Here is a 26,999-nt window from a genome sequence, read left to right as displayed (position 1 = left end):
ATCAAACTGTGTGAAATTACGTCAACAGCCAACTTCCTAGTGGAATAAGCGCGCTGAAGGAGACAGGGTCAAGAATCCTGCCCTGCCCGCCAATTGGTACACCGCGCGGATAACTCGCCGCGATGGCAAGCGCAGGCGCAGGATTGGTGGCATCTGGTCGACGGGGATTGGGGCTCGGGTTTCTTCCAGAACATGGTGGACGGATTGGTCCGCTTGATGGAAGCGCCGATGCCGGTTTTGGTCCCGGTCAATCTGGGCAACCCGGAAGAACATCGCATCCTCGATCTGCTCGACCATGTCGTGGCCGAGACGGGCACGGTTTCGGACGTGAAGTTCACGCCGCTTCCGGTCGACGATCCGCGACGCCGGCGGCCAGGCATCAAACGGGCACGAAGCATGTTGGGCTGGGAACCACGCGTCTCGCTCAAGGAAGGATTAGCGATAACCTGCGCTTTCTTTGCCCAGGAACTCGGCGTGCCAACGCAGAGCAAGGACGTGGGCACACGATCGAACGCCATCGGCACGTTCACCTCCGGGGCTGCGGAATGAGCCTACCGGTCTGCAATGGCGTTCCTCGCTGTCACTTTTGCGGTCAGTCACGACCAGCACGTTCTGCTGTGCCTTGATTTCGATCTCACCCTGATGGACGCCGGCCACTGCCAGGTCGAAGGTAGCAATCGTCGGTTCGACGGATAATAGTGGAAGGCAATAGCCCTTGCCGACATTTGCGGCCCGGAGGAGCAAGCAGGAAGCATACTTCGACTTCACCGCCCGCCCGAGGTAAGCGCCTGGACCACAGCAGTGCGGCAGCATCGAGAGATGGCATGACGGCCGGGCGGGGGACGCATCGTCGTCGTTTCGGCCTTGATGCGGATTAGCTCTCCCTTAGCTGCAGGCGAGCCTCCGCCGCGGCACGGATTAATTCCCAACCCGTCATTTCGGCAGCTTCCGGGGTCAGGGCGATCGCAATGCCGTCCGGCCCGTCCAGCAGGACCTGTCCCTCCTCCGCGACAGCTTTTCCGACGTCAGAATAGGGCTGGCCGGCCATATCCATCTCCGTTTTGATAAGGGATTGAACGACAAAAGGCGATCAGTGTTCCATCACAGCATCATTGATGAAGTGATGGTCCGGATTAAATTCGCTGAGGCGATAGAAGGCGGCAGGATCAGCGAACGTCACCTGATTGGCCCGCATCGTCAGCAGTTCGCGATCGCGCAGTAGGTGGGCCTGATCCGATCGGCGCCGAGACTCTGCTTCGTCAATGCATCGCCAGCGCGTGCTCATTGCGTGCCCGTGTAGCCGCCCTTCTTCTCCCAAATTGGGTTAGCGCGGTTGTGCCGTGTCGCCAGCTTCCATCGTCGGTTGATAGCCGCCGAGCAGATGCAGGCCCGATCTACAATTGCAAAGGCCGTGACTTTGATCATCAGGTAGCGAGGATCCGTGATCTCCGCACAAGCGACCGGTGCTACGCCGACGTCGCAATTCCATGCCGAATAGCGCGCGGGTCATGGTTCTCCATGGTTCGCTGCACGGGGCAGCGCCGATTGCATTATGATGGCAGCATAGCGTTCGGCCATGTCTAGGTGGATCGCCGCGATTTTCGGGTCCAATGCCGCCGCGGCAAGCGCCCGCTCTTTCTCTTCGCGAGATAGGTAATATTCCACCGAATCGAAATCGCGCATGTGGCATACTCCCAACTCGTCAGATCCTAGCCGAGAGTATGAAGCTTATCTGCAACATGGATCATTGTTTGAGGATGGGCGGATTTTTGTCTTTTCGCGGGAGTCTTGGTCAAACGTGCCTATTCGCGCTCGATGTCTGGCTTTAGGCTCGCACTGATTGCCCTAAGCAGTGTCACTGATCTTTGCATGGTCGCGGGTCCGTCGCCGAGTTCCAGCCCGATCTCCTCCTTCACTTCCGCTGCAACGCCAACGATCTCGACAGCATCCACCACGCTGATGACCGATCGCGCGATGAGGGCATGAATCAGACTTTCCACTAACAGCATCGCGGCTTGGCCATAGGCATCGGGCTCTCGAGTTGGCTCTGATCCAGCTCGCTTGCTGTCATTATCGTTGGAGCGTAGATCGGCCATGTCAGCTTTCCCGGTTCAGTCGAGAGTGCCTGTCTCTCAGCCGCCGGTGTCTGTAGACGGTTCGACGATGGGACTGGTATAACGCTCTAGCGCGTGCAAACCAGCACTTACATCAACATTCGACAATAACTTTGAACAATATTAATGTGGGGTGTCCTGTGGGATGAGGTTGCGTGGAAAACCGCTTCATCGACAAGCTGCACGGCTTCGGCCCTTTAAGCGACGAGGACGTCGCCGCCCTCAAAGCTGCGACTTCCAAACCGAGGAACGTCGCGGGTCGGCGCGATCTTATTCGCGAAGGCGATCGGCCAGGGCCCGTGTTCGTTGTCCTAGAGGGATGGGCGTGCCGCTACAAGATCTTGCCCAATGGGACTCGTCAGGTTTTGGCATTCCTCATGCCGGGCGACGCATGCGACCTGCACATTGGCCTGCTGGCCGAAATGGATCACAGCATTCAAACCATCACGCCTGCGCTCGTGGCAACGATTGACCGGACGGAGATGGATGAGCTCATGGATCGTCGCCCCGGTATTGCGAAGGCGATGTACGTCGCACAACTCGTCGATGAAGGCACCATGCGGGCCTGGATCACGAGCATGGGGCGGCGAACAAGTATCGAGCGTGTCGCGCACCTCATGTGCGAGTTGTATCTCAGAGCCCGAAACATCGGTTTGACGGATGAACCGGAACTTGCCTTGCCCTTGTCGCAGCTTCTGCTCGCGGACTCGCTTGGCATGACCCCGGTGCATCTGAACAGGGTTCTGAAGGAGTTGCGCGTGAGCGGGGCGATGATACTGCAACGTGGAAGCCTTCTGGTGGCTGATCCAGGCAAGCTGGTCCAAATTGCCGGATTTGACGAAAATTACCTTCATCGACGATTAAGACGTGCAGCGTAAATAAAGGGCCGGGACCTGACCGGCCAAATTGTGCTGCGAGCATCCAGAATAAAATCTATGTTGCACATGCTCTGGTGAACCGTCAGCCCGACTATTGTGGCGTTTCCCGAGCGGCGCGGCTGCGAACTGGTGAAAATCAGGATCAGAGACATCGTTTCTGATCGAAAAATTCAAACTAGGCCACTGTGATCCAGAAAGGGACCGGTAGACGGGTTTAGTCTGAGCTGATGGAAGATGTTCGCGTAAGCCTCCTCAACGGCCTAGGACTGTGCAGCTGATCCCTGGAAGATTACGCCTTCCCCAGCGGCACCGGTCACGCTGCTCACATAAGCACAAGGCAAACCAGAAAAAAATTACGCAAGTTTCGCATTATCCAGGTCCAACATTGGCGCCCGAGCCAAGCTCTCGCGATAGTTACGCGGGAGGGGAAGGCCCGCGCCGGACGAGGCCAACTTTTCAATCAAACATTCGAAAAGCGTCGGCAGAGGTGGCAGAGGTGCTCGCGCGCGCTGGATCGATTATTCGGTGTCGCCATCGGCCTGTTCCAAGACTAGGCTGTCCTCCCACACCTTGTTTAGAAATTCGGTCAGATGGTCTGCTTCAAACGGCTTCGTGAGTATCGTAACTTCAGATGATATCGCCTGCTCCGCGTAGCCAGTAACTATCAATGCAGGCATTCCGGGTCGTAATGCCCGAATATTTCTCACCAGATCAGTCCCGGAAATTCTCGGCATCGCGTAATCACTCACCACAATATCTATCGCCGTAGGGTCGATCCTGAAAAGATCCAGCGCCTCTTCGGCGTCACCGGCTTCCTTCACTGTGTGACCAAGGTCTTGTAGCAGCGCTGCGGTTGTCGCACGAACTGCTATATTGTCGTCCACAAGTAGGATGTTAAACCGGAGCCCGACTGGAGATGTCAAACCTTTGGAAGTATCATCAAGAAGATGGCGCCGAAGGCTGAACGCGGAAGGCTGCGGCAGCCAAATAGAAACGCTTGTCCCGATGCCGACCTCACTTTCTACTCGAACGGATCCCCCTGACTGCCTTGCGAAACCATAGACCATGCTGAGGCCCAGGCCCGTTCCTTTTCCGACAGCCTTTGTGGTAAAGAACGGTTCAAGAACCTGGTCGAGTATCTCGGGCGAGATGCCTGTCCCTTCGTCCTCGACAGTTAAGACGATGTAATCGCCCGCCACCAAGTCCTTTGATGCATGTGCCTCGTCAATTTGCGCGTTCATTGCCGAGATGGTGACAACACCACCCTCGGGCATTGCGTCGCGAGCGTTAATGATGAGGTTCATCAGCGCCAATTCAAGCTGTGTCGGGTCAGCGTAGACGCGGCCGATATCACTGCGCACATCCCATTTAAGTTCAACCAGGCCGCCGAGTGAATGCTCCAGAAGATCCGCGACCGAGCCGGCGAGCGAGGCCACGTTGATGACTTCCGGTTCGAGCTTTTGACGTCGGGCAAAAGCCAAAAGGCGCTTTACCAATTCAGCCCCTTGTTCGGCGGCATGCCGCGTCATCCCTACGATCTTAAGATGCTCTTCTGTTAAGGGCAAGCGCCGTTCTATCAAGCCGAGTCCGCCTAAGACGGCGGCTAACAGATTATTGAAGTCATGCGCAATCCCGCCGGTGAGTTGTCCGATGGCGTCCATCTTGCGCGCTTGCGTCAGTTGGCTTTCCAGCTCCTTGCGCTCCGTAATGTCGAGCAGGGTGCCAGCATATTCCACGGGATTGCCGGATGGATCGGGTAGCAACACCGCCTGGTCCAGAAAGTGACGATAACTTCCGTCGGCGCATCGCCAGCGATATTCGGTGGAGAATATTGGGCGACTTGGACGGTCAGCCAGCGCGGCCAACACACGATCCCGGTCATCAGGATGCAGACGCTCGGACCACAGGCCAGGTGAGGCCTGCAGTTCGCTCAGTTCAAAACCCGTGAGCGCCGCGAAATTGCCGCTCACGAATTTGGGCACCCGAGCCTGCGCTGCCAGGTCTTCTAGATATAGAATGATCGGCAGGGAGTGGATGATCGCGGCCTGGCGCTGCTCTGCGCGGCGCAGATCCTGCTCGATCCGCAGTCTCTCGGCATTGGCGCGAAGATTGGCATCAAGCAATTGTTGCTCCAGCCGAGCCTTGCGCTGGACTTCCTTGGTCATGTTGAACAGATCAACGAACACGGTCACCTTGGACCGAACGACCATGGGTTCGACTGGCTTGAAGACATAATCGACCGCGCCCATCGCATAGCCGCGCAAAAGATGTTCGTCATCCTTGTTCACGGCTGTCAGGAACACGATCGGCACGCGTTTGGTTTGCTCCCGGGACCGGATGATCCTGGCCGTCTCGTAGCCGTCGATGCCGGGCATGTAGACGTCGAGTAGAATGACCGCGAACTCGGCCTTGAGCAGCTGTCGCAGCGCCTCTTCGCCGGAATTGGCGAGCACAACCTCCGCCACATCCTGCAGCACATGGGACATGGCGAGCAGGTTGCGCTCATCGTCATCGACCACGAGCACGCGAGCCTTTTGCAGCGAAATCTCACTACCTTCCACTGCGGTTGGGTGTGGCGATGCCATCGGGCCGACAGCAAGATCACTGCTTTTCATTCGGAGCCGACCCGCTCGACGAGCTTGAGGTTCGGCGCTTCAAGGCTCGCTTCGCGTGATCGCACAATCCACACGCGGAGCAGCGCCAGCAGGAGGTCGATGTCTACCGGCTTGGCGATATAATCAGAAGCGCCGGCGTCCAGACATTTTTGCCGGTCGCCCTTCATGGCCTTGGCCGTGACGGCGATGAGCGGAAGGCTGGCGAGTGCTGGGCGCATCCGCACCTGCTGCATCGTCTCGTATCCGTCCATTTCCGGCATCATGATGTCTATGAGCGCAAGGTCGATCTTTGGCGTCTGCTCCAGAATGAGGATACCGTCCTTGCCGCTTTCCGCGTGGAGAACCTCCACGCCATAGCTTTCAAGGACGCTCGTCAGAGAATAGATGTTGCGAATATCGTCATCGACGATGAGGATCTTTGCGCCCTCCAGCTGCAGCACACCCCGCGCCGGACTGGCTTCCTCGTTCCGACGGTGGGCAATCAGTTCTGCCGAGGTGGCTTTCGTCTCAATGAGCTCCGCAAGCTGCCTGAACACAGTCGACAGGCTTTCCTTGTCTGCCGGCTTTTCGGTCACCCCGTCAGCCCCCAGATCCAGCGCCCTCGCGATCTTGTCGGCGCCCGAGATGATATGAATGGGTAGATGCGCCGTCTGGGGATCGTGCTTCAATAGGTCAAGCAGCACGAAGCCGTCGATATCCGATAGACCTAGATCAAGGGTGATGGCATGTGGCTGAAGTTTGCGCGCCATCGCCAGCGTCCCCGCTCCAGCGGTCGATACCACGCCCTTCAGGCCCGCGCTTCGCGCTATATCCAGAAGGATGGATGCGAATGTCGGATCATCTTCTACGATCAGCACGAAGGGAGAACCGTCCAACGTGTCGCGATCATCGCTCACCTCGAACGCGCCCGGCAGGGCAGAAGGTACGAGCGCGCCGCCATTATCATAGCGTGCCGGCGTGCCGGCCTGAATGATCGTCGGCGATGCGACCGTTTCGGGAAGGAATAAGGTGAATGTCGATCCTTCATTTGGCGTAGAACGAACCTGCAGCTCACCGCCCAACAAGCGGGCGATCTCGCGGCTGATGGAAAGACCCAGGCCCGTGCCGCCATATTTCCGGCTGGTGGTGCCGTCGGCCTGCTGGAACGCCTCGAAAATGAGCTTCTGCTTGTCCTGTGGAATGCCGATGCCCGTATCCGTGACGGCGATTTCGATGGCCTTTTCTGCGCCGCGCAAAATGGGATGGTTGGTGCTCCATCCCTGAAAAGCGGTGCGCACGGACAGGGTCACGCCGCCGACCGCGGTGAATTTGAACGCGTTGGACAGGAGGTTGAGTACGATCTGTTGCAGCCGTTTCTCGTCGGTGCGGATCGTCGCCGGCAATCCTGCGTCGAAGTCGACGCTGAAGTTGAGCCTCTTGTCCGCCGCCAGCTGGCGAAAGGTGCGCTCCATATGCAGGCTGAGGCTTTCCATTGGCATCTCGCCGACCTCGATCGACACGGTGCCGGACTCGATCTTGGAGAGATCGAGAATATCGTTGATGAGGTTGAGCAGGTCCGACCCAGCCGAGTTGATGGTGCGCGCGAATTCCACCTGCTTGTCGTTCAAATTGCCCTGAGGATTGTCGGAGAGCAATTTCGAGAGGATCAGGAGCGAGTTGAGCGGCGTGCGTAGCTCATGACTCATATTGGCAAGGAATTCGGATTTATATTTTGACGTAAGCGCGAGCTGTTCGGCTTTTTCTTCTAGAGCGCGCCTGGCCATCTCGATTTCCAGGTTCTTGGCTTCCACTTGCCGCTTTTCATTTTCCAGCAACTGCGCCTTTTCCTGTAGCTCCTCGTTGGTCGCGTGCAATTCTTCCTGCTTGGTGGTGAGTTCAGTCTGCCGTGCCTGAAGCTCCTGCGTGAGGAGCTGGGACTGTTTGAGTAGGCCCTCGGTCCGCATTGTCGCGGCAATCGTGTTCAGCACGATGCCGACCGATTCCATGAGCTGGTCGAGAAAGCTCTGATGGGTTTCGCTGAACTCGTTGAACGAGGCGAGCTCGATTACAGCCTTCACCTCATCCTCGAATAACGCGGGGAGGATGGCGACACTGGCGGGGCTTGCGGTGCCAAGGCCAGAGCCGATCCGAATGAAGTCGCCCGGGACATTTTGCAGCAGGATGGGCCGCTTGTCCGCTGCGGCTTGCCCTACCAACCCCTCTCGCAGCCTGAACTTGGCCTTGAGGTCCTCGCGGCTTTCGGCCCCATAGCTGGAAGCAAGCTCGAGCGCCATTTCGTCGCCATCGCGCTCAGTGACATAAAACACGCCATATTGAGCGTTCACCAGCGGCGCCAGTTCCGACATGATGAGATTGGAAACGGTGGTCAGATCCCGCTCGCCCTGCAGCATGCGGCTGAACCGGGCGAGGTTGGTCTTGAGCCAGTCCTGCTCCGCATTCTTCAAGGTCTGGTCCTTGAGGTTGCGGATCATCTCGTTGATATTGTCCTTGAGCGCGGCCATCTCGCCCGAAGCTTCAACGGCGATGGACCGCGTAAGATCGCCCTTTGTAACCGCGGTGGCCACGTCCGCAATTGATCGAACCTGGTTGGTAAGATTGGCGGCGAGCTGGTTTACGTTGTCAGTCAGGTCGCGCCACAAGCCAGCGGCACCCGGCACACGCGCCTGTCCGCCCAGCTTGCCCTCGATACCCACTTCGCGTGCCATGTTAGTCACCTGGTCGGCGAAGGTGGCAAGCGTTTCAATCATGAAGTTGATCGTTTCGGCTAGCGCGGCAATCTCTCCCTTGGCGTCCACGGTGAGCTTGCGCTTGAGGTCGCCCTGCGCCACCGCCGTAACGACCTCGGCAATACCACGCACCTGATTGGTGAGATTGGTCGCCATCAGGTTGACATTGTCAGTCAGGTCCTTCCAGGTGCCCCCCACGCCGGGGACCTGGGCCTGTCCGCCGAGCTTGCCTTCGGTACCGACTTCGCGAGCCACGCGCGTCACCTCGGAGGCGAAGCCGTTCAGCTGATCGACCATCACGTTGATGGTATTCTTCAGCTCCAGGATTTCACCCTTTACATCGACGGTGATTTTCTTGGAAAGGTCGCCACGGGCAACGGCAGTGGTCACGTCCGCGATGTTGCGAACTTGGCCAGTGAGGTTCGCCGCCATCAGGTTCACATTGTCGGTGAGGTCCGCCCATGTCCCGGCCACGCCGCGGACCTGAGCCTGCCCGCCCAACTTGCCCTCGGTGCCCACCTCGCGCGCCACGCGGGTGACCTCCGACGCGAAGCTATTGAGCTGGTCCACCATGGTGTTGATGGTGTTCTTCAGCTCCAGGATTTCGCCCTTCACATCCACCGTGATCTTTTTGGACAAGTCGCCTAAGGCCACCGCGGTCGTCACTTCGGCGATGTTACGGACCTGCCCGGTCAAATTAGCCGCCAGGTCGTTCACATTGTCGGTCAAGTCCTTCCAGGTGCCGCCGACGCCTTCCACCTGTGCCTGGCCCCCAAGCTTACCCTCTGACCCCACTTCGCGCGCCACGCGCGTCACTTCCGAGGCGAAGGAATTGAGCTGATCAACCATCACGTTGATGGTGTCCTTCAGCTCAAGAATTTCCCCCCGCACATCGACGGTGATTTTCTTGGACAGGTCGCCTCTGGCGACGGCGGTTGTGACTTCGGCGATGTTTCGGACCTGCGCGGTCAGGTTGCCCGCCATGAGATTGACAGAATCGGTCAGATCCGCCCAAGTGCCGGCGACCCCTTCCACCTTCGCCTGCCCGCCAAGCTTCCCCTCCGAGCCGACTTCGCGTGCCACGCGTGTCACTTCCGAGGCGAAACCGTTTAGCTGGTCCACCATGGTGTTGATGGTGTTCTTAAGCTCTAGGATTTCGCCCTTCACTTCCACCGTGATTTTTTTCGACAGGTCCCCCTTGGCCACGGCGGTCGTGACGTCCGCGATGTTGCGGACCTGGCCAGTGAGGTTCGCGGCCATGAGGTTCACATTATCGGTGAGGTCCGCCCATGTACCTGCGACGCCGCGCACCTGGGCCTGCCCACCCAGCTTGCCCTCGGTACCCACCTCACGAGCCACGCGGGTCACTTCAGACGCGAAGCTGTTGAGCTGATCCACCATTGTGTTGATCGTGTTCTTCAGCTCCAGGATTTCGCCCTTCACGTCGACGGTGATCTTCTTGGAAAGGTCACCCGAAGCGACCGCCGTCGTCACTTCGGCGATGTTGCGCACCTGGCCGGTGAGATTGTCAGCCATCAGGTTGACGTTATCGGTCAAATCCTTCCAGGTGCCCGCGACGCCGGGCACCTGCGCCTGTCCGCCCAGCTTGCCTTCGGTACCCACCTCGCGGGCGACGCGGGTCACTTCCGATGCGAAGCTGTTGAGCTGGTCCACCATGACGTTGATGGTGTTCTTGAGCTCCAGGATTTCGCCCTTCACATCGACGGTAATCTTCTTGGAAAGGTCACCCGAAGCGACTGCCGTCGTCACTTCCGCGATATTGCGCACCTGGCCAGTGAGATTGTCGGCCATCAGGTTGACGTTATCGGTCAAGTCCTTCCACGTGCCGCCGACGCCTTCGACCTGCGCCTGCCCGCCGAGCTTGCCCTCTGTGCCCACCTCGCGCGCCACGCGCGTCACTTCCGAGGCGAAGCTGTTAAGCTGATCGACCATGACGTTGATCGTGTTCTTCAGCTCAAGGATCTCCCCCTTCACCTCGACCGTGATTTTCTTGGAAAGATCACCCGAGGCAACGGCGGTCGTCACTTCAGCGATGTTGCGCACCTGCCCCGTGAGGTTGGTCGCCATGGCGTTGACGTTGTCGGTAAGGTCTTTCCAGGTGCCGGCGACGCCCTTCACCGTCGCCTGCCCACCGAGCTTGCCCTCAGTCCCCACCTCACGCGCCACGCGGGTCACTTCCGAGGCAAAGGATGCGAGCTGCTCTACCATCGTATTCACGACCTTGCCGATGCGGAGAAATTCTCCGCGCAGCGGGCGACCATCGATTTCGACTGTCATCGACTGTGACAGGTCCCCCTTGGCCACGGCGCCGATGACACGCGCGACCTCCGCGGTGGGCTGGACCATGTCTTCGATAAGCTCGTTGACCGAGCGAATTTTCGCTTCCCAGCCCCCCATCGCACCCGGGACATGGCCCCTCTGCGTGATCTTGCCGTCCTTGCCTACCACGTGGGAAAGACGCTCAAATTCGCTCGTCATCTGCTCTTCAAGACCAACGACCTGATTGAACAGAAGTGCGATTTCGCCATCCTGCCCATCAAGATCCTCAGGCAGCCGAACGCTGAAGTCGCCTCGGCTAAAGCCCCTCAGCGCTGCCAGCAAGTCGCGACGATCCAAAGCTTTGTGGGGCACTTGCTCGTTCACTTCATACTCCTGAACTTCCGATGGACAGCGCCCCCCGCCAGCCAGTCTCGCCTCATAGCAGAGCCAACCTCCGTCGCACGCAAAAAAATAACCCTCCGAAAGGGCACTAGCTCGATGTCGTCTTAAGGGCCGGTTCCCGCAGCGGCGGGCAATGATGGCCAAGCGTCCCTTCGAACGATTGCGTCACCAGGCGCCGTACGCGAAGGGGAGAATTCAAGACGCTTGTGACGCTGCTCGACGGCGATGGTAAGACCGCCGAGGCCTATCCTGTCACGATGGACCTTGCCGAAGCAGACATCAGCGACCATCGGCGCGTATGTTCGCTAGCCCCACTGATTGGTGGGCCGACCAGCGACAGGGAACCAATCCGCTACTAAACGTAAGATGTTCGTTTACAGAAGTTAAGTCCGGCAATATTGTCGCTATAAATGTCGTTAGTTACAGGATAAAATCGTTGGCGGCAAACTTGACGCTGCCGATTATTTCGATCTGGAAATCAGCGATGGCATCACCGTTTACATCGCCCGACAAATAGCTGTTTCCACCGAACTGATCATAGCGAAGCTGCCCGGCCTCCTTACTGAACGCCTTCGTGCCGATGAACTTAAAAGCATCGTTCGCAACTGTTGACGACTTGGCGTCGATGTTCGCCAGCGAAATGATATCACCCTGTTGTCGGCTGAAGTCAATGATGCGATCGGTCGTGGCCGGTCCGCTGTCTGCGATGCTCGCAAACTCAAAAATATCCGCGCCAAGCCCGCCGGTGAGCATGTCGGCCCCAGCTTCGCCGTTCAGGCGGTCATTACCTGCTCCGCCGTCGATAATGTCGTTGCCTCCTCCGCCGGAAATTATATCCGCACCACCTCGACCCTCGATCCGGTCCCCATAGGCTGTCGCAAAAGCTTGTCCGACGACCGTTTTGCTCGCCGAGATGAGGTCGTTGCCGGCAGTGCCGATGATATAGGCGGCCTCAGTCAGGTCGGTTGCGCTGATCAGGAGCGACTGAACGCTGCTCAGACTGCCGTCTGTGGCGGTGACCTGAACCTCATAGGTATTATTGCGATCCACATCGGATGGTGCTTCGAAATCGGGCGCGGATTTGAAACGCAGTTCCCCGGTCAACATGTTGATCACGAACATATTGGCATCCGCACCTGCCAGTGCATAGGTCACGACAGCGCCGTCGGGGTCGATTGCATTTACGAACGCCGCGCCTTGCTGGTTTTCGCTGATCGCAAGAGAGACGCTGCTGGCTCCGGCATAAGACCGAAATAGAGGTGCTTCATTGGCGTTTTCGACGCGTATTTCGATCATCTGCGTGGCAGACAAAGTTCCATCGCTCGCAGAGACCAGCACGTTATAGACATTGTTGCGGTCAGCGTCTGCAGGTATTTCAAAATCCGGCGCAGCTCTGAACCGCAGTTCACCCGTCGCCGTGTTGATGGTGAATAATGCGGCGTCGGCTCCCCCCGCGATCGCATAGGTTACTGCGCCACTCTCGACGTCCGTCGCCTGGACGAGTGCGCCTGTCTGCTGGTTTTCCATGACGGGGACAGCTGCCGTAGTGGCCCCACCATAGGAGGTGATGCGTGGGGCCTCGTTGACATTTTCAACGAGGATTTCGATCCGCTGGGTTGAAGAAAGCGTTCCATCGCTGGCGGCGACCACCACGGTGTAGAAATTATCTTCGGCGAAATCCGTCGGAGCCTCAAAGTCTGGCGCATTGATGAAGGTCAGCACGCCTGTCGCGGCGTCGATGGCAAATAGATGCGCGTCGGGTCCGCCCGCGATCGCATAGGTGACTCCGTCGCCTTCTAAATCGGAAGCAACCACAGTAGTCACTGCGATCGAATTTTCCTGTCGTTGTAGTGAGGCGGTCGTGCCGCCACCATTGGAGATGATGCGGGGCGCTTCATTCACATCGCCGATGCTGACAGTGATTGTCTGGGCATCGCTGTAGTAAATATTGCTCGCCCGGACCCGAACGGTGTAGAGATTGTCGCTCCCCCATGGGCTTTCAAAGTCCGGCGCCATGAGGAAGCTGAGCAGGCCGGACGCGGTATCGATGGTGAACAGTCCCGCATCCTCGCCGCCATCGATCGTGTAGCGAATATCGGCCGACGCACTACCGGCGGTCGCCCCGACCTGGGTGACGCTCAGCTGATTTTCGTTGGCTGTGACGGTGGCATCGTCTGCGCCTCCGTCCGACGTGATCTCGACCGGATATTGCGGGGTGAAGATCCGGGCCTTCACCTGATCGTCATCGGCTCCGGCGCCCGCACTATCTGTCCAGCTGACCATGAAGCCACCCGATCCCAGGGCGGTAATCGTCGGATCGAACTGGTCGCCAAGGGTCTGGCTGTTGGCAAGCATGGGACCGCCGGCTGCCTGACCCATCGCATCGAAGACTTGGACGAACACTGCGCGGCCCGACCCATCGCTCAGCGTCCCAGTGTTGGCAGTCCATGCAAGGGCAAATCCGCCCTCGGCGAGCGCCACCAATTTGGGGCCGACCTGCGTGCCCGACAGGCCGTTTGGCACGTTAATCTGCGATCCGATCCGTCCGCCCGATGCAGAGAAAAGCTGGATTGCATGACCGCTCTCGGCCGTACCGGTCTCATACCAGGCGACAGCGAAGGCACCGCTGGCAAGCACAGTTACCGACGACTCAACCGATGTCGCGCCAGCCCCGCTATTGACGACAAATTCCGATCCGACCGGCGCGCCTGCCGCGTCATAGATGCGCGCCTTGATCAGCCAGCTCGAGCCGCCCCGGTCCGTGAAGGTGACGACATAGCCGCCGCCGGGCAGGGCCGCAATCGACGCATCTGCCTGGTTGCCGATTGTGGCAAGGTTGACGAGTGTGTCCGGCTGCAGCGCTGCGCCATATTGGTCGAAGCTGCGGACATGGACGCCGGACCGCGACGTATCGGTGCCGCTGGTTCTTTCATCATGCCAGCTGATTGCGAAGCCGCCGCCATCGAGCGCCGTCACATCGGGGCGGTCGGCGGAGAGACCGGCCGGGCTCACGTTGAAGGCGGCTCCGGCAGCCACACCATTTGCGTCGAAAATTTGCGCCTGGACGGTCATCTGACCTTCCCAGGTGACGACGAAACCGCCACCCGTCAGGCCGGCTACCGCCGGATTTATGAAGCTCGATCCTGATACGAGCGTCAATTCGGCACTCTGCGCGGACCCGTCAGGCGCATAGATTTTCGCCCGGATGTAGCGATTAGCGCTCGTGTTGAAATCGGCGTCCACCCAGATGAAGATCGCGCTGCCATCCGCCAGCGTCGCGGCGTCGGAATGGGCCTGCGTTCTTGCGTAGGTGGAGTTGGCGTCAAACTCCGCCCCTGATGCGGCATAGATCGTCATAGCCCGTCCCCCTCCCGCAGCTCCATGTCCGTGACATGGACGATAACATCAAGCCCGTATCACAGTCGAGACGGAAGCAATGGGGACGGCGCACCATAAAGAGACATAAGCTGCGTGCGAAGGGGAACCGGTCCATCGCCGCCTCGTTGGCTCAGGCATGACCGAGCAGCGCTCCTTTTTTAGCACTTTCCTGCGCGCCGCCGCAGTGGATGTGGAAGCTGACATCGACCGCATCGAGGACCTACTTTTCAGGGATGAGGACCCTGCGCGAAAAATCCGATTGCTCACCTATGCCGGCTATCGCAACGATCGTGAGGTCCGCTTCTCGGGCCGCGTTATCCGATTCAGAGATCCGCTTGATGCGGGCGAGGGAACACTGTCCCGCTTGCGCGCGATGATGGCGATCTACAATAGCGAAGAAGTGCCGGAAATCTGTGTCCGTTGCGACGCTTACGGAGGGACGGCCGAAACGTGGACCGACGAAGAAGGCTATTTCAGCTTCGCGCTCCCGCTCAAAAAGCCGCTGCCGGAGACCACCAGGTGGGAAGAGGCGGTGGTATCAACCCCCGAGCGGGAGGCGCAGCAAGTTAAGATGGCGGTGCCCATCATGGCGCCCGCGTTGGACAGCCATTGGGGCGTCATATCCGACATTGACGATACAGTCGTGGAAACCGGGGCAACGAACTTCGTCAAGAATTGGCGCAGGGTACTGGTGGATCGCCCGCAGGACAGGCTGGCCGTGCCGGGCGCGGCGAGGCTTTACCAGATGATCGCCCATGATCATCAAGCACCCGCCCGGCCTTTCTTCTATGTGTCGTCCAGTCCGTGGAATCTCTACGGCTTCATCGCCGAGTTCATGGAACAAAACGGTATTCCCCATGGACCCATGTTCCTAACAGACTATGGCATCGACCCTGGCAAGCTAATCAAGGCGGCGCATGATACGCACAAGCTCGCTGCCATCGAGGCCATACTCGCTTTTTACCCGCAGCTCCGTTTCCTGCTGATCGGCGACAATGGCCAGCATGACGTCGAGATTTACGCGCGGGTCGTGCGCGATTTCCCTGGGCGGGTGGCTGCGGTCTTCATTAGAGACGTCGAAGGAAGCTGCAAGCAGGGGGCCAAGGGTGCGCTGCTGAACGAGATGGAGGCAAGCGGTATTCCCATATTCTGCGGTGCAGGCTTCAACGATGCTTTGGCCGCCGCGGAACGGCTTGAACTGGATCGACCGTTTGAAGCGGCCAAGGCCATCAGCGCCAAGGCCTCATAGATCCCTTCCAATAGGCGGACCGCCAAGGTGCAATAAGGCTCGCAGCCCATGGTCTCGACATATGTCAGCCTTGGCGTGAGCGAGCGCCAATCCCCAGATCAACTTGTAGCGCGGCTTTTCATGCCAAATCGCCCGCGCCTTAGTTGGTTGCACCCCGCTGGCCCGTATCCCTCAGCCCTGGCGACAGCTATGGTGGGATCATGATGATCCTATCCTGTGGGAGGAAACATTGATCGAAGGCACAGCCGAAGGATCACGCAAAGCGCGTTCGCCCGGGATCAAGCTTCTATTCGCGGCACTGGTGGCATTGGCGCTCATTGTGCCCTTGATGCTGGTTTATGCACTCGTGTGGGATCGACAGAGCCAGTCACAGACTGCCCAGGATGCGATCAACGCAGGATGGGGCGGGCCTCAGATTATCGCCGGTCCGGTCGTCGCGGTTCCATTCCGCATCGCCCAAGTGCAAGAGGAGCAGGTTGGCGGGCAAACGATTACCCGCACTGTCGAAATCGAAAAGCTGCTCTACATTTCCCCGGTCGAGAATTTCGTCACGACCGTCGTCAGGCCGGAGGAACGCCGCAAATCGATCTATCGCAGCGTCCTCTATGACGCACATATTAAAGGGACCGCCCGTTTCGAGCTGCCGCAGGACTTGCCGCGATTCGGCATCACTGCAGAGCGGTTATTATGGGACCGCGCGGAACTGCGCATTGGAGCGTCGGATGCCCGCGGGCTGACCAACGGCGGTTCGTTATCTGTTGCCGGAAAGGCGCTTGCGGTGCAGCCGGGCAAAGGTCCTGGGGCCACGGGCGGACAGGGTTTCTTCGCTTTTGTCCCATGGACGGGGGAAGGAAGGCTAGCTGTAACCTATGACTTTGGCTTGCGGGGCAGTCGTTCGCTGAGTCTAGTGCCACGAGGTGGCAAGACCCATTGGGAAGTGAGATCGACATGGCCGAGCCCAAGTTTTGGTGGGGCTTTCCTTCCGGAAAGGCGCACTATCTCGGACCGCGGCTTTACTGCACGTTATGTGATCGACAAGTTGGCGCTCGGCCAGCCTCCCGTGGCTATGGAGGAACTCGGACCGCCACTTCTGAATGACGACTCCGGCTATGCAATGGCACCGGTCATCGACAGTAGGGCATCAGCTGTCAGCCGCGACCCTGGCCGGACTGTAGAAGCCGTCAGTGGCAATTCGCGGGCTGTGACTGTCGGTCTCATCGAGCCGATCAACCTCTATTCGAAGGTAGATCGATCTGTAAAATACGGCTTTCTGTTTATCGGGTTCACCTTTCTGGCATTCCTGCTGTTCGACATTGTCGGCGGGGCGAAGGTCGCAGCGGCGGAATATTTGCTGACCGGGGCAGCGCTTGTGCTGTTTTTCGTGTTGCTGCTCGCCTTTGCAGAAGTGATCGGCTTCACCCCGGCTTATCTTTTGGGCGCAGGCGCGATCATCGGCCTGCTATCGGCTTACAGCGCTGCGGTGCTGGGGAGCTGGCGACGCGGTCGATTCGTAGGCGCGCTGCTGATTGGATTGTACGCGCTGCTCTTCGTGCTCCTCAGTCTTGAGGCATGGTCGCTATTGATCGGTTCGGTTCTGCTGCTGCTTGCTCTTGCAAGCGTGATGTACGCGACACGAAACGTCGAATGGAGTAGTGTTGGACAGGGAAGTCCACACAGGGACTGAGCGCCGGGCCAATTGGCGTCATGCTGAGTAACTGCTGCGCGAAGGCGAATGGCAGACTGGACTCGCATGCCGCTTCTGTGGCCAGTGCGCACAACGGTGGCAGCTTCTATCGTTGTGAGGCCAAGCGACCAAGGACCAGAGGCGCTATCTTGCCGACGATGATGTCTACGCCGGCCGGATTGGGGTGGATGGAGTCTGGCTGCATATATTTGGCATTGCCAACCACGCCTTCTAGGAAGAAGGGATATAGTGGAACGCCATAGTCCTTCGCCACTGCGGGATAAATAGCGTTGAAACGGTCCGCATAGGCTGCGCCCATGTTCGGCGCGGCCAGCATGCCTGTCAGCATGACAGGCAGTTTCCGCGCCTTCAGCATGTCCAGCATGGCCCGCAGGTTTTTCTCGCTCTGCGCCGGGTCCAGGCCCCGCAACATGTCGTTGCCGCCCAGGCCCAGCAGAACCAGATCGGGTTTCCGCGGCAAGCCGTCCAGGGTGAAGGCTAGCCGCTGAAGACCACCCTGCGTGGTTTCTCCCGACACGCCCGCATTGCGGACTTCAACGGCGTCTCCCCGCGCCTTCAAGGCCTTTTCCAGCTCGTGCGGGAAGCTTTCATTCTGGGCGACGCCATAGCCCGCATAAAGGCTGTCGCCAAATGCCAGGATCAGCTTTCGCTCGCCGATCGACGCCGCGCGGCCTTCCGTGCGCGTGCGTGAGGGGGCGGCATTGTTCGATGCTGGCTCGCCCGAGCAGGCGGCGAGCAATTGCACAATGAGTCCCCAGGCCACATATGTTGGCCATTGTCGCGCCATCGGGATTTTCCTTCATTCATGCACGGTTCGTCTGATCCAACCCATATCGCCATCCAGGCGCGCAATGTCACCCTGTCTCTGGGACAGACAAACATATTGAAGGGCGTTGACCTGTCGATCCGGCGGGGAGAAAGCCTGGGGATCCTGGGGCCATCGGGGTCGGGGAAATCGTCGCTGATGGCAATCCTGTCCGGACTGGAGCGCGCCAGCGCGGGAGAGGTGCGGGTCGCCGACATAGACTATGGCCCGCTCGATGAGGACGGACTGGCGCGGGCACGGCGCGGCCGGATCGGCATCGTCCTGCAGAGCTTTCACTTGCTGCCGACGATGACGGCGATCGAAAATGTCGCCGTGCCGCTGGAGCTTGCCGGTGCAAGGGACGCTTTCGCGCGGGCTGCGGCCGAACTGGAGGCTGTGGGGCTCGGCCGCCGGCTGCACCATTATCCCGCGCAGCTGTCCGGCGGCGAGCAGCAACGCGTGGCTATCGCCCGTGCCGTTGCGCCCGGCCCCGAAATCTTGTTCGCCGACGAGCCGACAGGCAATCTGGATGGGGTAACAAGCGGCGCAATCATAAACCTGATCTTCGCGCGGCAGGCCGCCAATGGCGCGACACTGGTCATCATCACCCATGATCCCGCCCTTGCCGAACGATGCAGCCGCATCGTTGAAATGCGCGATGGCCTGATCGTGGCCGAAAGACAGACATGAGGCAGGGCCTGGACTGGCGGGGCTGCTGGCGCATCGCACTGCGCGACCTGCACCGCGGCCTGAGAGGACTGCGCTTGCTATTCATTTGCCTTTTCCTTGGCGTGGCAACATTGGCGACGATCGGCAATTTGACCGCCGCCATCACGGGGGAAATCGCCAGCAGGGGGCAATCGTTGCTGGGTGGCGATCTCGAAGTCGCCATGTCGCAGCGCGAAGCGAGCGGGGAGGAGAAGGTCGCCTTCCGTCGGCTGGGCCAACTGAGCGAAACCATTCGCTTGCGCGCCATGGCGCAACGCTCGAGCAGCGACAGTGGGGCCGCCGCCGTGTTGACGGAACTGAAGGGCGTCGACTGGGCCTATCCGCTCTACGGCACTTTGATGCTGAAGAGAGGCTCGGCCGGGCTGCTGCGGGCCGACGAGCTGGTGATTGGACAAGGACTGGCCGACAGGCTTGCGCTTCGACCAGGGCAGCATCTGCGCTACGGCAGCGCGGATTTCCGCATCCGGGACATCATCGTGGATGAGCCGGATCGCGTGGGGGAAGGTTTCACGCTGGGACCGGTCGCAATCACGTCTCTGGAGGGCCTCCGCCGCGCGGGCTTGCTCCAGCCCGGCAGCCTTTATGAAAGCAAGTATCGTGTCCGGGTGGCGCCCGGGACGGATGTCCGCGCGGCGGCCGATGCGTTGAAACGCGCCTTCCCAGCCGCAGGGTTCGAGATCAAGGACCGCGACCGCGCCGCGCCGGGAATCAGCCGCTTTTTCGAGCGCATGGGCCAGTTTCTGTCGCTCATCGGGTTGAGCGCTCTTGCCATTGCGGGGATCGGGGTGGGCAATGGCGTCACCTCCTACCTTGCAATCAAGCGCGACGGCATCGCAACGCTCAAGATATTGGGCGCGACGTCGAGCGACATATCGCGCATCTACCTGATGCAGGTCGGTATAGTCGCCCTCTTGGCGACAGGCTGCGGTCTGCTGGTGGGGGCGGGGCTGCCCGCACTGCTGCTGGCGGCGGCCGGTGACCTGCTGCCCGTCCAGCCTTCCTTCACCTTGACCATCCGGCCCTTCCTGATCAGCGCGGCTTACGGCCTTCTGGTCGCCTTCATGTTCATCGTGCCAGCGCTGGCCCATGCGCGCACCTTGCCCGCCGCGGCCCTGTTCCGGGAGACGGTCGACAGGCGGCGCGGACTGGATAGAGCGAGCGCGGTTGCCGTGGGGATTGCCGCGCTGGCAACCGTCATGCTCGCCGTCGGAACCGCGCGTGAACCGTTGTTTGCAGCCTCGGTGCTGGGCGCCATTGGGACGACGGTGGTGATCCTGCTCGGCATCGGCATGCTCGTGCAAAGGATGGCGCGGCGGATGCGGCGGCCCAGGGCGGCGCTGCTGCGTCTGGCCGTCGCCAACCTGCACCGCCCAGGTGCGCAGACGAGTGCGTTGGTCGTGGCGCTCGGGCTCGGCCTCACCCTATTCGTCACGCTGGCGGCGATCCAGTCGAGCCTCAGTGCCGAAATTCGCAACACTGTGCCGCGCACCGCCCCCGACCAGTTCGTGCTCGACATTCCCGTCGACCAGCAACAGGCTTTCCAGCGCCTGATCGTGCGGGAAGCACCGGGCGCGCAGGTCAACATCGTTCCTACCTTGCGCGGAACGATCGTCGCCTATGGCGGCACGCGGGTCGCGGACCTTGAGGAATTGCCCAGGGATGCTTGGTTCCTGCGCGGCGAGCGCGGGGTCACCTACAGCGACAGCCTGCCGGAAGGGTCCGATCTCGTGGAGGGGCAATGGTGGCCGGGCGGCTATGACGGACCGCCGCTCGTCTCGCTTGATCGCGAAGCGGCAAAGGTCATGGGCGTCGGGATCGGAGACAGGCTGGTGGTTTCCGTTCTTGGGCGGGAGATCGAGGCGCGCATCGCCTCTCTGCGACAGGTGAATTGGGAGACGATGGGCTTCAACTATATCATGGTGTTTTCACCCAGCAGCCTGCGGGGCGCTCCCCATAGCCTGGCGGCGACGATCACGGCCCCGCCTTCGACGACCCCGTCGTCCAAACAGTCGGAAGGGCGGCTGACGCGCGCGCTGCTTTCCGCCTTCCCATCGATCTCGATCATCGAGGTCGGTGAGGTGGTGGGACAGGTGACACTCCTGTTAGGTCAGATGGCAACCGCGATAATCCTGGCCGGATCGGTCGCGATCCTTGCCGGCATTGCGGTGCTGATCGGCGCCATCGCGGCATCTCGGCAGACGCGGGCTTATGACAGTGTGATCCTCAAGACGCTGGGGGCGACGCGCTGGCAGATATTGGGTGCCCAAGCGATCGAATATGCGCTGTTGGCGACGATCGTCGCGCTAGTGGCCTTCGGACTGGGTCTCGGCGCGGCCTGGTTCGTGATCGTGCAGATTTTCACATTTGCCTGGTCGCCTGACTGGATATTGGTTACCGCGACGCTGACAGCTGGCGGGATGCTGACCTTGGCTATAGGATTGCTGGGGTCGATACCGCTCATGTCTGTCCGCCCCGCGCGCGCGCTCCGATCGCTTTAACAGTATCCACGACCGGGCTCCCAGTGCACCGGCATTATGTCGGCGCGTAAGTTGAAAGGCCGCTTCATGATCGCTGAGCCTGCACGCGACTGCCCTAAAGTTAAGCGGCCCGGACTCCGCGGCGACAAATGCAATCAGCGCGAGCCCAAACATCGCTACGATGTTTTCAAGGATGTGGCAGGGCTTGAAAGCTGCGCCGACGTGGCCGACATTGCCTCTACATGCGGCTGCATTCACAAACCAGGCGTGCCGCGCGAGGCGGCACGCCTGAGGAATTAATGCTGCGTCGGCGGCGAACCGATCGGGATCCTGCGCTCCTTCTCGGTTGCCTCCGATTTCGGAAGACGCACGGTCAGCACGCCGTCACTGAAATGAGCATCACAATGTTCTTCGTCCGCGCCCATCGGAAGAACGATGGAGCGGTCGAAGCGGCCGTAGAAGCGTTCGGACCAGCCCCGGTCCTTATCTTGATGCTCGCTCTTCTTTTCACCCTTGAGGGTCAGGACGCCATTATAGATAGAGAGTTCGATATCCTTCTCGTTCAAGCCGGGAAGTTCTGCGGTGATCGTCACCTGGTCCTCACTCTCCTTCACCTCCAGGCTTGGCCAGCCTGGACTGGAAAGAGCGCCCCCACTCAGCATCGGGGTACGGAAGAAGTCGTCAAAAAGCCTGTCCATCTCCCGATGCAGCTGAGCGAAGGGGCTCTGTTCCCTTTGTTGATACATTGCAGGCGCCATATTCTCTTGCCGGCGCCATGGGACCAAATCACGCATTGCCATGATCCATCTCCTTGGGTTGCTGGCACTCATCGCCACATGTTTTCAGCGGCGATGAGTTTATTGTTTCGCCTCTAGCTGAATGCCGTCATCGTTCGCGATTGCGGACCTTGCTTGCGGTTGCTCGGGATCGCCAGTCACAGAACTGATCCGGATTTTCCGGGGCTTCATCGCCTCCGGAATTTCGCGCATCAGTTCAATCGACAGCACGCCGTCCTTCAAGTCCGCGGTCCTCACCTGAACGTGATCGGCCAGGCCAAAGCGGCGCTCAAAGTCGCGCGCGCCGATGCCGCGATAAAGCACATGGCCTTCCTCGCCATCGCTCTTGCGGCCGCTCACGACGAGCATATTCTGCTGCGTCGAGATTTCGATCTCTTCCTGGCGGAAGCCTGCCACCGCCAGGTCGATGCGGTAGCGATCATCACCTTCACGGACGATGTTGAAAGGCGGATAGCCCTCGCCGACATTTGCGGCCAACCCGTTTTCCAGCAGGTCGAACAACCGATCGAAACCCACGGTCGACATTCGAAACGGGGTAAAGTCGAAGCTGGTCCTCATATCCAAGTCCTCCATTGAGCAACAAGTCTATGAAGATGCGCCCGAGAGAGCGGGCGCTCTCCATACCGGACCCTGCCGGCATCCGGCAGCGATTTATCTGGTGAGCTTTAGTGGTTTTTCAAGGCCCTCGGGCGTGCTGAAATCTCCCATTTTTAGCGCGTGGAATGTTTGATCGGGTGAGGCAGGCGGGGCGCGTTCCTCGACGTCGCCCCACCCACGCTTTTCTTCAAGTGTAAGCTCAAGCCGCCTCTCTTTGTGGGAGGGGATCAGATGCTCACCGACCCATCTGCCGTGCCAGGGCCAGCGTTAGCGTCCGCAAGCGCATTTCCGCTCGGTCACTAATAGCGCTGGCCGTAGCGTGGCACCAGAAATCGGTGCAACATTGCTCAATGCGAGCGCCCGTCGAGGTCGCGCAGCGCTCTCATCACATCATCGACTGAGAATGGACGCCGTACATTGGGTGGCTTTCTCAGGGCGGGCTTGCCCTCAACTGCATGAGCGTCCGATGCCCAGGATGCCAGGATGGATCGCTTTACCTCTGGCTCGAACTGCGGATGATGAACAATGTCCAAGGGGTGCTGAAAATGGGAGAGGGACATTGCTTTGCCTCCTTTCTTCCTATCCTCTTCCTATCGCGGCCGACAACGGCCGGACGTGAAATTAGACACTAACCCGATCCTGTTCAAGATCCTCGCGCCGTCGCTCCTTCATTAACTATTGGCCTCCTCCCTTCCCGGCAAGGGCTGGACCGTCTCGCGGCACTCGCTTGGTGTATTAACCTCGCCACAGGCCACCGCCAGCTCCAACAGAGTTTCCCCAGCTTTCCGCGCTCCGCTTGTACAAGCCGGGCGATCCCCCTCGCCGCCAACCAGCCCTGACATTGCCGGTTCAACCCTCCCGCTTTCGCCAGTGGGCAGAAGTCGATGGCGCCATCGCCTTCGGCTCCAGATTGGAAGGGAAAACATCATGGGACGGAAGAACAACACTAGCGGCAGCAAGACCAGACGGGCAGATATCTATCAGGAGGTCACCCGACCAAATTATTGCGCCTCTGGAAAAAGGGCGTGCGTCCTGGTCGCCAAGCTGGGCGAGCGGCTCCGCCAGCCTGCCGCTGCGCACCCGCGGCAAACAATATCAGGCATCAACATCCTTCTGTTGTGGGCGCAGAGCCTGGCGCGCGGTTATGCCAATCCCACCTGAATGATCTTCAAGAGCGCGTTGGAACTGGCCAGCAATGAGAACTACCAGCGGCTGGCGCAGCCATAGCTGCCTTCATACGCGATAATTTGTGCGACCCCTCGAAGCCTATCCGGAAACTCCGTACTTTCCGGATAGGAGAATCGCAATGGCCCACTCAGTCAGTTCCGTCGAGGCATCCAAGTCGTTCGGCCGCATCAGCCGGCAAGCGCTGGAGAGCCCGCTCACCATTACGCATCATGGGCATGACAGCCTCGTCCTCATGTCGCACGCCGAATATCAGCGGCTCAAGAGCCGCGATCGCGAGCTACTCTCATTCGGCGACTTCAGCGAGGAGGATCGCGCAGCTGTCGCCTCGGCGCGCCCGCCGGTCGAGGCCGCAAATTTCGATGATGAGTTGCGGGATCACTGATGCCGCTACCGAACCCGGTTCCCGGCCTTGTTTATTCGACATTCCTTTCTCTGGAGCCATGAAGCTAAAAGCGGCGTCGAGGACGGCAGCAAGGATCGGCCCTGTGCGTTTTGCTCGCGACAACGACCAAGGATGGCAAGCAGTTGGTTACAGTCCTTCCGGTGACCCACACGCCGCCCACCGACGAACGACTGGCGGTCGAGATTCCCACTAGGACCAAGGCGCGCCTTGGTCTCGATGACGCTCGCTCCTGGATCATCCTCTCGGAAGCCAACCGCTTTCAATAGCCCGGTCCCGACATCCGTCCCGTTCCCGGCGGCAAGGAGGGAAATGTCGCCTACGGCCTGCTTCCGGCCAGCCTGTATGAGGTTGTGAGGACCAAGTGGCTTGCGGCTTTTGACGCACGCCGCGTCGGACAGGTCAATCGTACCTTCTGACATGCGAAGATGCCGAGATCCTCGGAGCGACGCGCGCGGCCGGCTCTTTGGCACCAGAAAGCCGCAGACCCATTTGCTCCCGGACATCCGCGTCGCCGTCAGCGGCCAGAGCTTCGCGACTTCCGCTGTCACCGACAATCTGGTCCTAGCCTAACCGCACGCGGTCCCCCACCACTTCAACATCGGTGTGCTGCACAGTTGCCCTATCCCGCGATGCATCGTCCTGGTCGAGGTCGAACGCAATTGATCGTCATCGCCTTCATGACCGACAGGATGTCGTCGTCGGTTGCGGTGGGGTCCTCGGCCCTGACCAGAGCGTCGAGGACGCGCTGGAACTCACGCTGATCGTGTTGGATCCATTCTTCACGCTTGAATGTTGCCCACGCCGCGGGACGACGTCCAACCAGCGCCGCACGCGCCCCCCTCCACGATCAGGGCGGCGAGGTAATGGCTGGTAACACGCGGTTCGAGGTGGGTTCCGCCCCCTCCGGCGACGTAGACTGGCAAGCTAATGACCTGACGGCAACCTGTTGTTATTCCGCAACGAAATGGCGATTGAAGGGCCTTCTCAAGGCCGCTGCCATCCGTTCGTCCGTGGGTAAAAGATGCCAGCGCAAACCGCGCGCGGCTCGTGTACTTGTGCTGGTTTCCAAGGCAGCCAACCCGGAAGCTGCTAGTCCTCAACCGGCCAGCGTAAGTGGCCGGGCTGCACCGTACTGATATTTGTCTTGGGAGATCGCCATTATTCCACCTCGCTGTCAATCCTTTGTACCTGATGGCGCTTAAACTAATTGGGAAGAACAAGGTCACGTGGTAAGTGAATGAAGCCTCGGAAACTCTTTGCTGGTTCTCATGATCGATATCGGAGCAGGCGGTTGCGACGTTTGGGGCCATCACAGTAAACGTTTGAAGGCATCGTCCACCAAAGATGCACTTATTTGTCGGTTGGTTTCCACCCGCGGGGGTTGGCCGGGCGAAAGAGGAATGTCCGAACCTGAAGAGGCAGATAGGTGCGCAGTTGCATCTGCGGCTCCGCTCTCAGCCGCCCAGGGGCAAAGGGGAACCTTTGCGGCACATTTTAAGCAGCCCTCGCATAGTCCTAAGTATCAATCGACCTTGCTCATCAAATCCAAACCCGTCAGGGCGCACGGTCGCCAAGGGCGAAATAGCGCCGCCAATAGCTACTGGCTGTCCCGGTAAAAAGGGTGGAGCAGGGGACGCGCAGGTTGGTCGGTTTTTTTCCAATACAAGCGATATGTGCGGGCCATTTGTGCTGTAGCTGGCGGAGCAGCCGGCATTATCGGCCATGTTGTGACTGTCTATTAGAAGGGTAATTGGCCCTTCATGATAGGCGCCGAGGAGAGTGTCTCCGCACGCCGCATATTCGCCTGTAAGCCTTCGATCTGGAGGCGCGGGACGACGCACCACCATGTCTTTGCTACCGGAGAATATCAGCTTGTCACCTTGCAGGTGGAACGCAGTGGCGCTCGTGATTGCCGCAGTCATGAGCGCATCTTCCGCAGCGTCCTCAGCTGAGCATCCAATCAAAGTTGAGACGAAGGGACCGGTTACCTTGATCCGACCAGGTGCAGGAACGGAGAACGTGCCTCCCATTGAATTACAGTCCGCATATACACCAATAGAGTTCATCGAGATCGAAAGCATCGGCGGACGCTCCTCTGTAACCACTGCCTTGCCGTCGATGCTTTCGATCAGCCATCGCCCCGCGATCTCAGGATGTGGCTCGATTGGTTGCGTGAGCAGCGCGCTCTCACCACCGCTGCCCGTCAGAAGCAGCGTGCGTTCGTCAGGACGGCTCCAACTGACGACCTCATCCAGGAACGAGGCCAAACGGCGCTCACTTTCGATGGCGAGCGGACGGGTTGCCGTGGAGGTGGAGGCGCACTTCCCCACCTGCGCTTTTTCCAGCCTTGTTATCGAAATATGATTCTCCTCAATCCGGTAAAATGCTGGATATCCGCCGCTACAGCCGGCACCATGATTAAGGAAACCGCCGCCGCTGAAGTTTATCCAGCCATTGAACCGCGTGAAGTCTTGCCGCCCGAGCCGTTCTACACGCCATTGCCCACCCAAGGGGTCTATGCGCTGCAGATACGTGCCGTCATCCTCAGCGCTCGCCGCGCTCGGTAACGCTGACGACTGAGGCATAGGCGCATTCACAGGAGAGGCGCAGCCGGCGACGGTCAGCAAGATGGTCAGGCACAATTGACGCGTCATTT

21 protein-coding genes are annotated in these 26,999 nt (G+C 59.6%); 10 read left to right on the top strand and 11 right to left on the bottom strand.

Annotated features, from left to right (window positions below; translation table 11 throughout):
* Window positions 1–93: 93 nt before the first annotated feature.
* A complete protein-coding gene (locus ACFO3E_RS09000) occupies window positions 94–549 on the top strand; it encodes a Rossmann-fold NAD(P)-binding domain-containing protein (RefSeq protein WP_380803958.1) in 456 nt (151 codons plus the stop codon).
* Window positions 550–874: 325 nt separating this feature from the next.
* On the opposite strand, the gene ACFO3E_RS08995 is transcribed toward ACFO3E_RS09000, so the two are convergent.
* The 4 genes from ACFO3E_RS08995 to ACFO3E_RS08980 all read right to left on the bottom strand — a co-directional run bounded on the left by ACFO3E_RS08995 (window position 875) and on the right by ACFO3E_RS08980 (window position 2,096).
* Window positions 875–1,048 carry a hypothetical protein gene (locus ACFO3E_RS08995; protein ID WP_197486405.1) on the bottom strand — a complete coding sequence of 58 codons (174 nt, stop codon included), beginning with the start codon at window positions 1,046–1,048 and terminating at the stop codon, window positions 875–877.
* Between the two features lie 42 nt (window positions 1,049–1,090).
* Window positions 1,091–1,285 carry a hypothetical protein gene (locus ACFO3E_RS08990; RefSeq protein ID WP_380803955.1) on the bottom strand — a complete coding sequence of 65 codons (195 nt, stop codon included), beginning with the start codon at window positions 1,283–1,285 and terminating at the stop codon, window positions 1,091–1,093.
* 221 nt (window positions 1,286–1,506) lie between these two features.
* Window positions 1,507–1,683, bottom strand: coding sequence for a hypothetical protein (locus ACFO3E_RS08985; RefSeq protein ID WP_380803953.1), 177 nt, complete (start codon window positions 1,681–1,683; stop codon window positions 1,507–1,509).
* 119 nt (window positions 1,684–1,802) lie between these two features.
* Window positions 1,803–2,096: a hypothetical protein gene (locus tag ACFO3E_RS08980; protein WP_380803950.1), complete on the bottom strand. Its 294-nt coding sequence runs from the start codon at window positions 2,094–2,096 to the stop codon at window positions 1,803–1,805.
* Window positions 2,097–2,269: 173 nt separating this feature from the next.
* Between ACFO3E_RS08980 and ACFO3E_RS08975 the strand changes: the two genes are divergently transcribed.
* Window positions 2,270–2,992: a Crp/Fnr family transcriptional regulator gene (locus tag ACFO3E_RS08975; protein WP_380803947.1), complete on the top strand. Its 723-nt coding sequence runs from the start codon at window positions 2,270–2,272 to the stop codon at window positions 2,990–2,992.
* Between the two features lie 518 nt (window positions 2,993–3,510).
* Here ACFO3E_RS08975 and ACFO3E_RS08970 read toward each other — a convergent pair.
* The 3 genes from ACFO3E_RS08970 to ACFO3E_RS08960 all read right to left on the bottom strand — a co-directional run bounded on the left by ACFO3E_RS08970 (window position 3,511) and on the right by ACFO3E_RS08960 (window position 14,372).
* Window positions 3,511–5,607, bottom strand: a complete 2,097-nt coding sequence (locus tag ACFO3E_RS08970) for a response regulator (protein ID WP_380803944.1) — start codon at window positions 5,605–5,607, stop codon at window positions 3,511–3,513.
* Window positions 5,604–10,997, bottom strand: a complete 5,394-nt coding sequence (locus ACFO3E_RS08965; RefSeq protein WP_380803942.1) for a HAMP domain-containing protein — start codon at window positions 10,995–10,997, stop codon at window positions 5,604–5,606. The genes ACFO3E_RS08970 and ACFO3E_RS08965 overlap by 4 nt, the downstream gene beginning before the upstream one ends.
* Window positions 10,998–11,435: 438 nt before the next feature.
* A complete protein-coding gene (locus ACFO3E_RS08960; protein ID WP_380803940.1) occupies window positions 11,436–14,372 on the bottom strand; it encodes a M10 family metallopeptidase C-terminal domain-containing protein in 2,937 nt (978 codons plus the stop codon).
* 157 nt (window positions 14,373–14,529) lie between these two features.
* Here ACFO3E_RS08960 and ACFO3E_RS08955 point away from each other — a divergent pair, with 157 nt between their 5' ends.
* Window positions 14,530–15,642: an App1 family protein gene (locus ACFO3E_RS08955; RefSeq protein WP_380803937.1), complete on the top strand. Its 1,113-nt coding sequence runs from the start codon at window positions 14,530–14,532 to the stop codon at window positions 15,640–15,642.
* A gap of 229 nt (window positions 15,643–15,871) precedes the next feature.
* Window positions 15,872–17,326: a cell envelope integrity protein CreD gene (gene creD, locus ACFO3E_RS08950; protein ID WP_380803935.1), complete on the top strand. Its 1,455-nt coding sequence runs from the start codon at window positions 15,872–15,874 to the stop codon at window positions 17,324–17,326.
* A gap of 106 nt (window positions 17,327–17,432) precedes the next feature.
* On the opposite strand, the gene ACFO3E_RS08945 is transcribed toward creD, so the two are convergent.
* The gene (locus ACFO3E_RS08945; RefSeq protein WP_380803932.1) at window positions 17,433–18,134 is read right to left on the bottom strand and encodes an arylesterase; all 702 of its coding nucleotides are present in this window, start codon (window positions 18,132–18,134) and stop codon (window positions 17,433–17,435) included.
* A gap of 18 nt (window positions 18,135–18,152) precedes the next feature.
* Here ACFO3E_RS08945 and ACFO3E_RS08940 point away from each other — a divergent pair, with 18 nt between their 5' ends.
* From ACFO3E_RS08940 to ACFO3E_RS08930, 3 genes are read left to right on the top strand one after another with little or no spacing between them, the layout of a single operon-like run.
* A complete protein-coding gene (locus tag ACFO3E_RS08940; RefSeq protein WP_066530312.1) occupies window positions 18,153–18,842 on the top strand; it encodes an ABC transporter ATP-binding protein in 690 nt (229 codons plus the stop codon).
* Entirely contained in the window at window positions 18,839–21,379 is a 2,541-nt protein-coding gene (locus tag ACFO3E_RS08935) for an ABC transporter permease (RefSeq protein ID WP_380803929.1), read from the top strand. Before ACFO3E_RS08940 ends, ACFO3E_RS08935 begins: the two co-directional genes overlap by 4 nt.
* 36 nt (window positions 21,380–21,415) lie before the next feature.
* Window positions 21,416–21,658 carry a hypothetical protein gene (locus tag ACFO3E_RS08930; RefSeq protein WP_380803926.1) on the top strand — a complete coding sequence of 81 codons (243 nt, stop codon included), beginning with the start codon at window positions 21,416–21,418 and terminating at the stop codon, window positions 21,656–21,658.
* Here ACFO3E_RS08930 and ACFO3E_RS08925 read toward each other — a convergent pair.
* Window positions 21,655–22,158 (bottom strand): Hsp20/alpha crystallin family protein, encoded by a 504-nt coding sequence (locus tag ACFO3E_RS08925; RefSeq protein WP_380803923.1) that lies wholly within the window; start codon window positions 22,156–22,158, stop codon window positions 21,655–21,657. The two genes, ACFO3E_RS08930 and ACFO3E_RS08925, sit on opposite strands and share 4 nt — an antisense overlap.
* Before the next feature lie 57 nt (window positions 22,159–22,215).
* Complete coding sequence (locus ACFO3E_RS08920; protein ID WP_380803920.1) at window positions 22,216–22,713, bottom strand: Hsp20 family protein; 498 nt, start codon at window positions 22,711–22,713, stop codon at window positions 22,216–22,218.
* 966 nt (window positions 22,714–23,679) lie between these two features.
* On the opposite strand from ACFO3E_RS08920, the gene ACFO3E_RS08915 reads away from it, so the two are divergent.
* The 3 genes from ACFO3E_RS08915 (at window position 23,680) to ACFO3E_RS08905 (ending at window position 24,609) form a co-directional block, all read left to right on the top strand.
* A complete protein-coding gene (locus ACFO3E_RS08915) occupies window positions 23,680–23,913 on the top strand; it encodes a hypothetical protein (protein ID WP_380803917.1) in 234 nt (77 codons plus the stop codon).
* Window positions 23,914–24,058: 145 nt separating this feature from the next.
* Window positions 24,059–24,322: a type II toxin-antitoxin system Phd/YefM family antitoxin gene (locus ACFO3E_RS08910; protein ID WP_380803914.1), complete on the top strand. Its 264-nt coding sequence runs from the start codon at window positions 24,059–24,061 to the stop codon at window positions 24,320–24,322.
* A gap of 143 nt (window positions 24,323–24,465) precedes the next feature.
* Window positions 24,466–24,609: a hypothetical protein gene (locus tag ACFO3E_RS08905; RefSeq protein ID WP_197486404.1), complete on the top strand. Its 144-nt coding sequence runs from the start codon at window positions 24,466–24,468 to the stop codon at window positions 24,607–24,609.
* Between the two features lie 1,188 nt (window positions 24,610–25,797).
* Here ACFO3E_RS08905 and ACFO3E_RS08900 read toward each other — a convergent pair.
* The gene (locus ACFO3E_RS08900) at window positions 25,798–26,997 is read right to left on the bottom strand and encodes an META domain-containing protein (RefSeq protein ID WP_380803911.1); all 1,200 of its coding nucleotides are present in this window, start codon (window positions 26,995–26,997) and stop codon (window positions 25,798–25,800) included.
* Window positions 26,998–26,999 lie beyond the last annotated feature (2 nt).

The organism is Sphingobium tyrosinilyticum (assembly GCF_042654265.1).
Classification (GTDB): Bacteria; Pseudomonadota; Alphaproteobacteria; order Sphingomonadales; family Sphingomonadaceae; genus Sphingobium; species Sphingobium tyrosinilyticum.
The sequence above is the reverse complement of the archived record's forward strand: the minus strand, read 5'-3'. Positions and strand labels throughout refer to the sequence as shown.

Bases quoted from the DNA above. Each gene is read 5' to 3' on its own strand.
- ACFO3E_RS08990 (WP_380803955.1), bottom strand. From the start codon at position 1,285: ATGAGCACGCGCTGGCGATGCATTGACGAAGCAGAGTCTCGGCGCCGA.
- ACFO3E_RS08940 (WP_066530312.1), top strand. From the start codon at position 18,153: ATGCACGGTTCGTCTGATCCAACCCATATCGCCATCCAGGCGCGCAAT.
- ACFO3E_RS08980 (WP_380803950.1), bottom strand. From the start codon at position 2,096: ATGGCCGATCTACGCTCCAACGATAATGACAGCAAGCGAGCTGGATCA.
- ACFO3E_RS08910 (WP_380803914.1), top strand. From the start codon at position 24,059: ATGGCCCACTCAGTCAGTTCCGTCGAGGCATCCAAGTCGTTCGGCCGC.
- ACFO3E_RS08985 (WP_380803953.1), bottom strand. From the start codon at position 1,683: ATGCGCGATTTCGATTCGGTGGAATATTACCTATCTCGCGAAGAGAAA.
- ACFO3E_RS08915 (WP_380803917.1), top strand. From the start codon at position 23,680: ATGGGACGGAAGAACAACACTAGCGGCAGCAAGACCAGACGGGCAGAT.
- ACFO3E_RS08930 (WP_380803926.1), top strand. From the start codon at position 21,416: ATGTCGGCGCGTAAGTTGAAAGGCCGCTTCATGATCGCTGAGCCTGCA.
- ACFO3E_RS08945 (WP_380803932.1), bottom strand. From the start codon at position 18,134: ATGGCGCGACAATGGCCAACATATGTGGCCTGGGGACTCATTGTGCAA.
- ACFO3E_RS08935 (WP_380803929.1), top strand. From the start codon at position 18,839: ATGAGGCAGGGCCTGGACTGGCGGGGCTGCTGGCGCATCGCACTGCGC.
- ACFO3E_RS08995 (WP_197486405.1), bottom strand. From the start codon at position 1,048: ATGGCCGGCCAGCCCTATTCTGACGTCGGAAAAGCTGTCGCGGAGGAG.
- ACFO3E_RS08920 (WP_380803920.1), bottom strand. From the start codon at position 22,713: ATGAGGACCAGCTTCGACTTTACCCCGTTTCGAATGTCGACCGTGGGT.
- ACFO3E_RS08960 (WP_380803940.1), bottom strand. From the start codon at position 14,372: ATGACGATCTATGCCGCATCAGGGGCGGAGTTTGACGCCAACTCCACC.
- ACFO3E_RS08925 (WP_380803923.1), bottom strand. From the start codon at position 22,158: ATGGCAATGCGTGATTTGGTCCCATGGCGCCGGCAAGAGAATATGGCG.
- ACFO3E_RS08970 (WP_380803944.1), bottom strand. From the start codon at position 5,607: ATGAAAAGCAGTGATCTTGCTGTCGGCCCGATGGCATCGCCACACCCA.
- ACFO3E_RS08955 (WP_380803937.1), top strand. From the start codon at position 14,530: ATGACCGAGCAGCGCTCCTTTTTTAGCACTTTCCTGCGCGCCGCCGCA.
- ACFO3E_RS08900 (WP_380803911.1), bottom strand. From the start codon at position 26,997: ATGACGCGTCAATTGTGCCTGACCATCTTGCTGACCGTCGCCGGCTGC.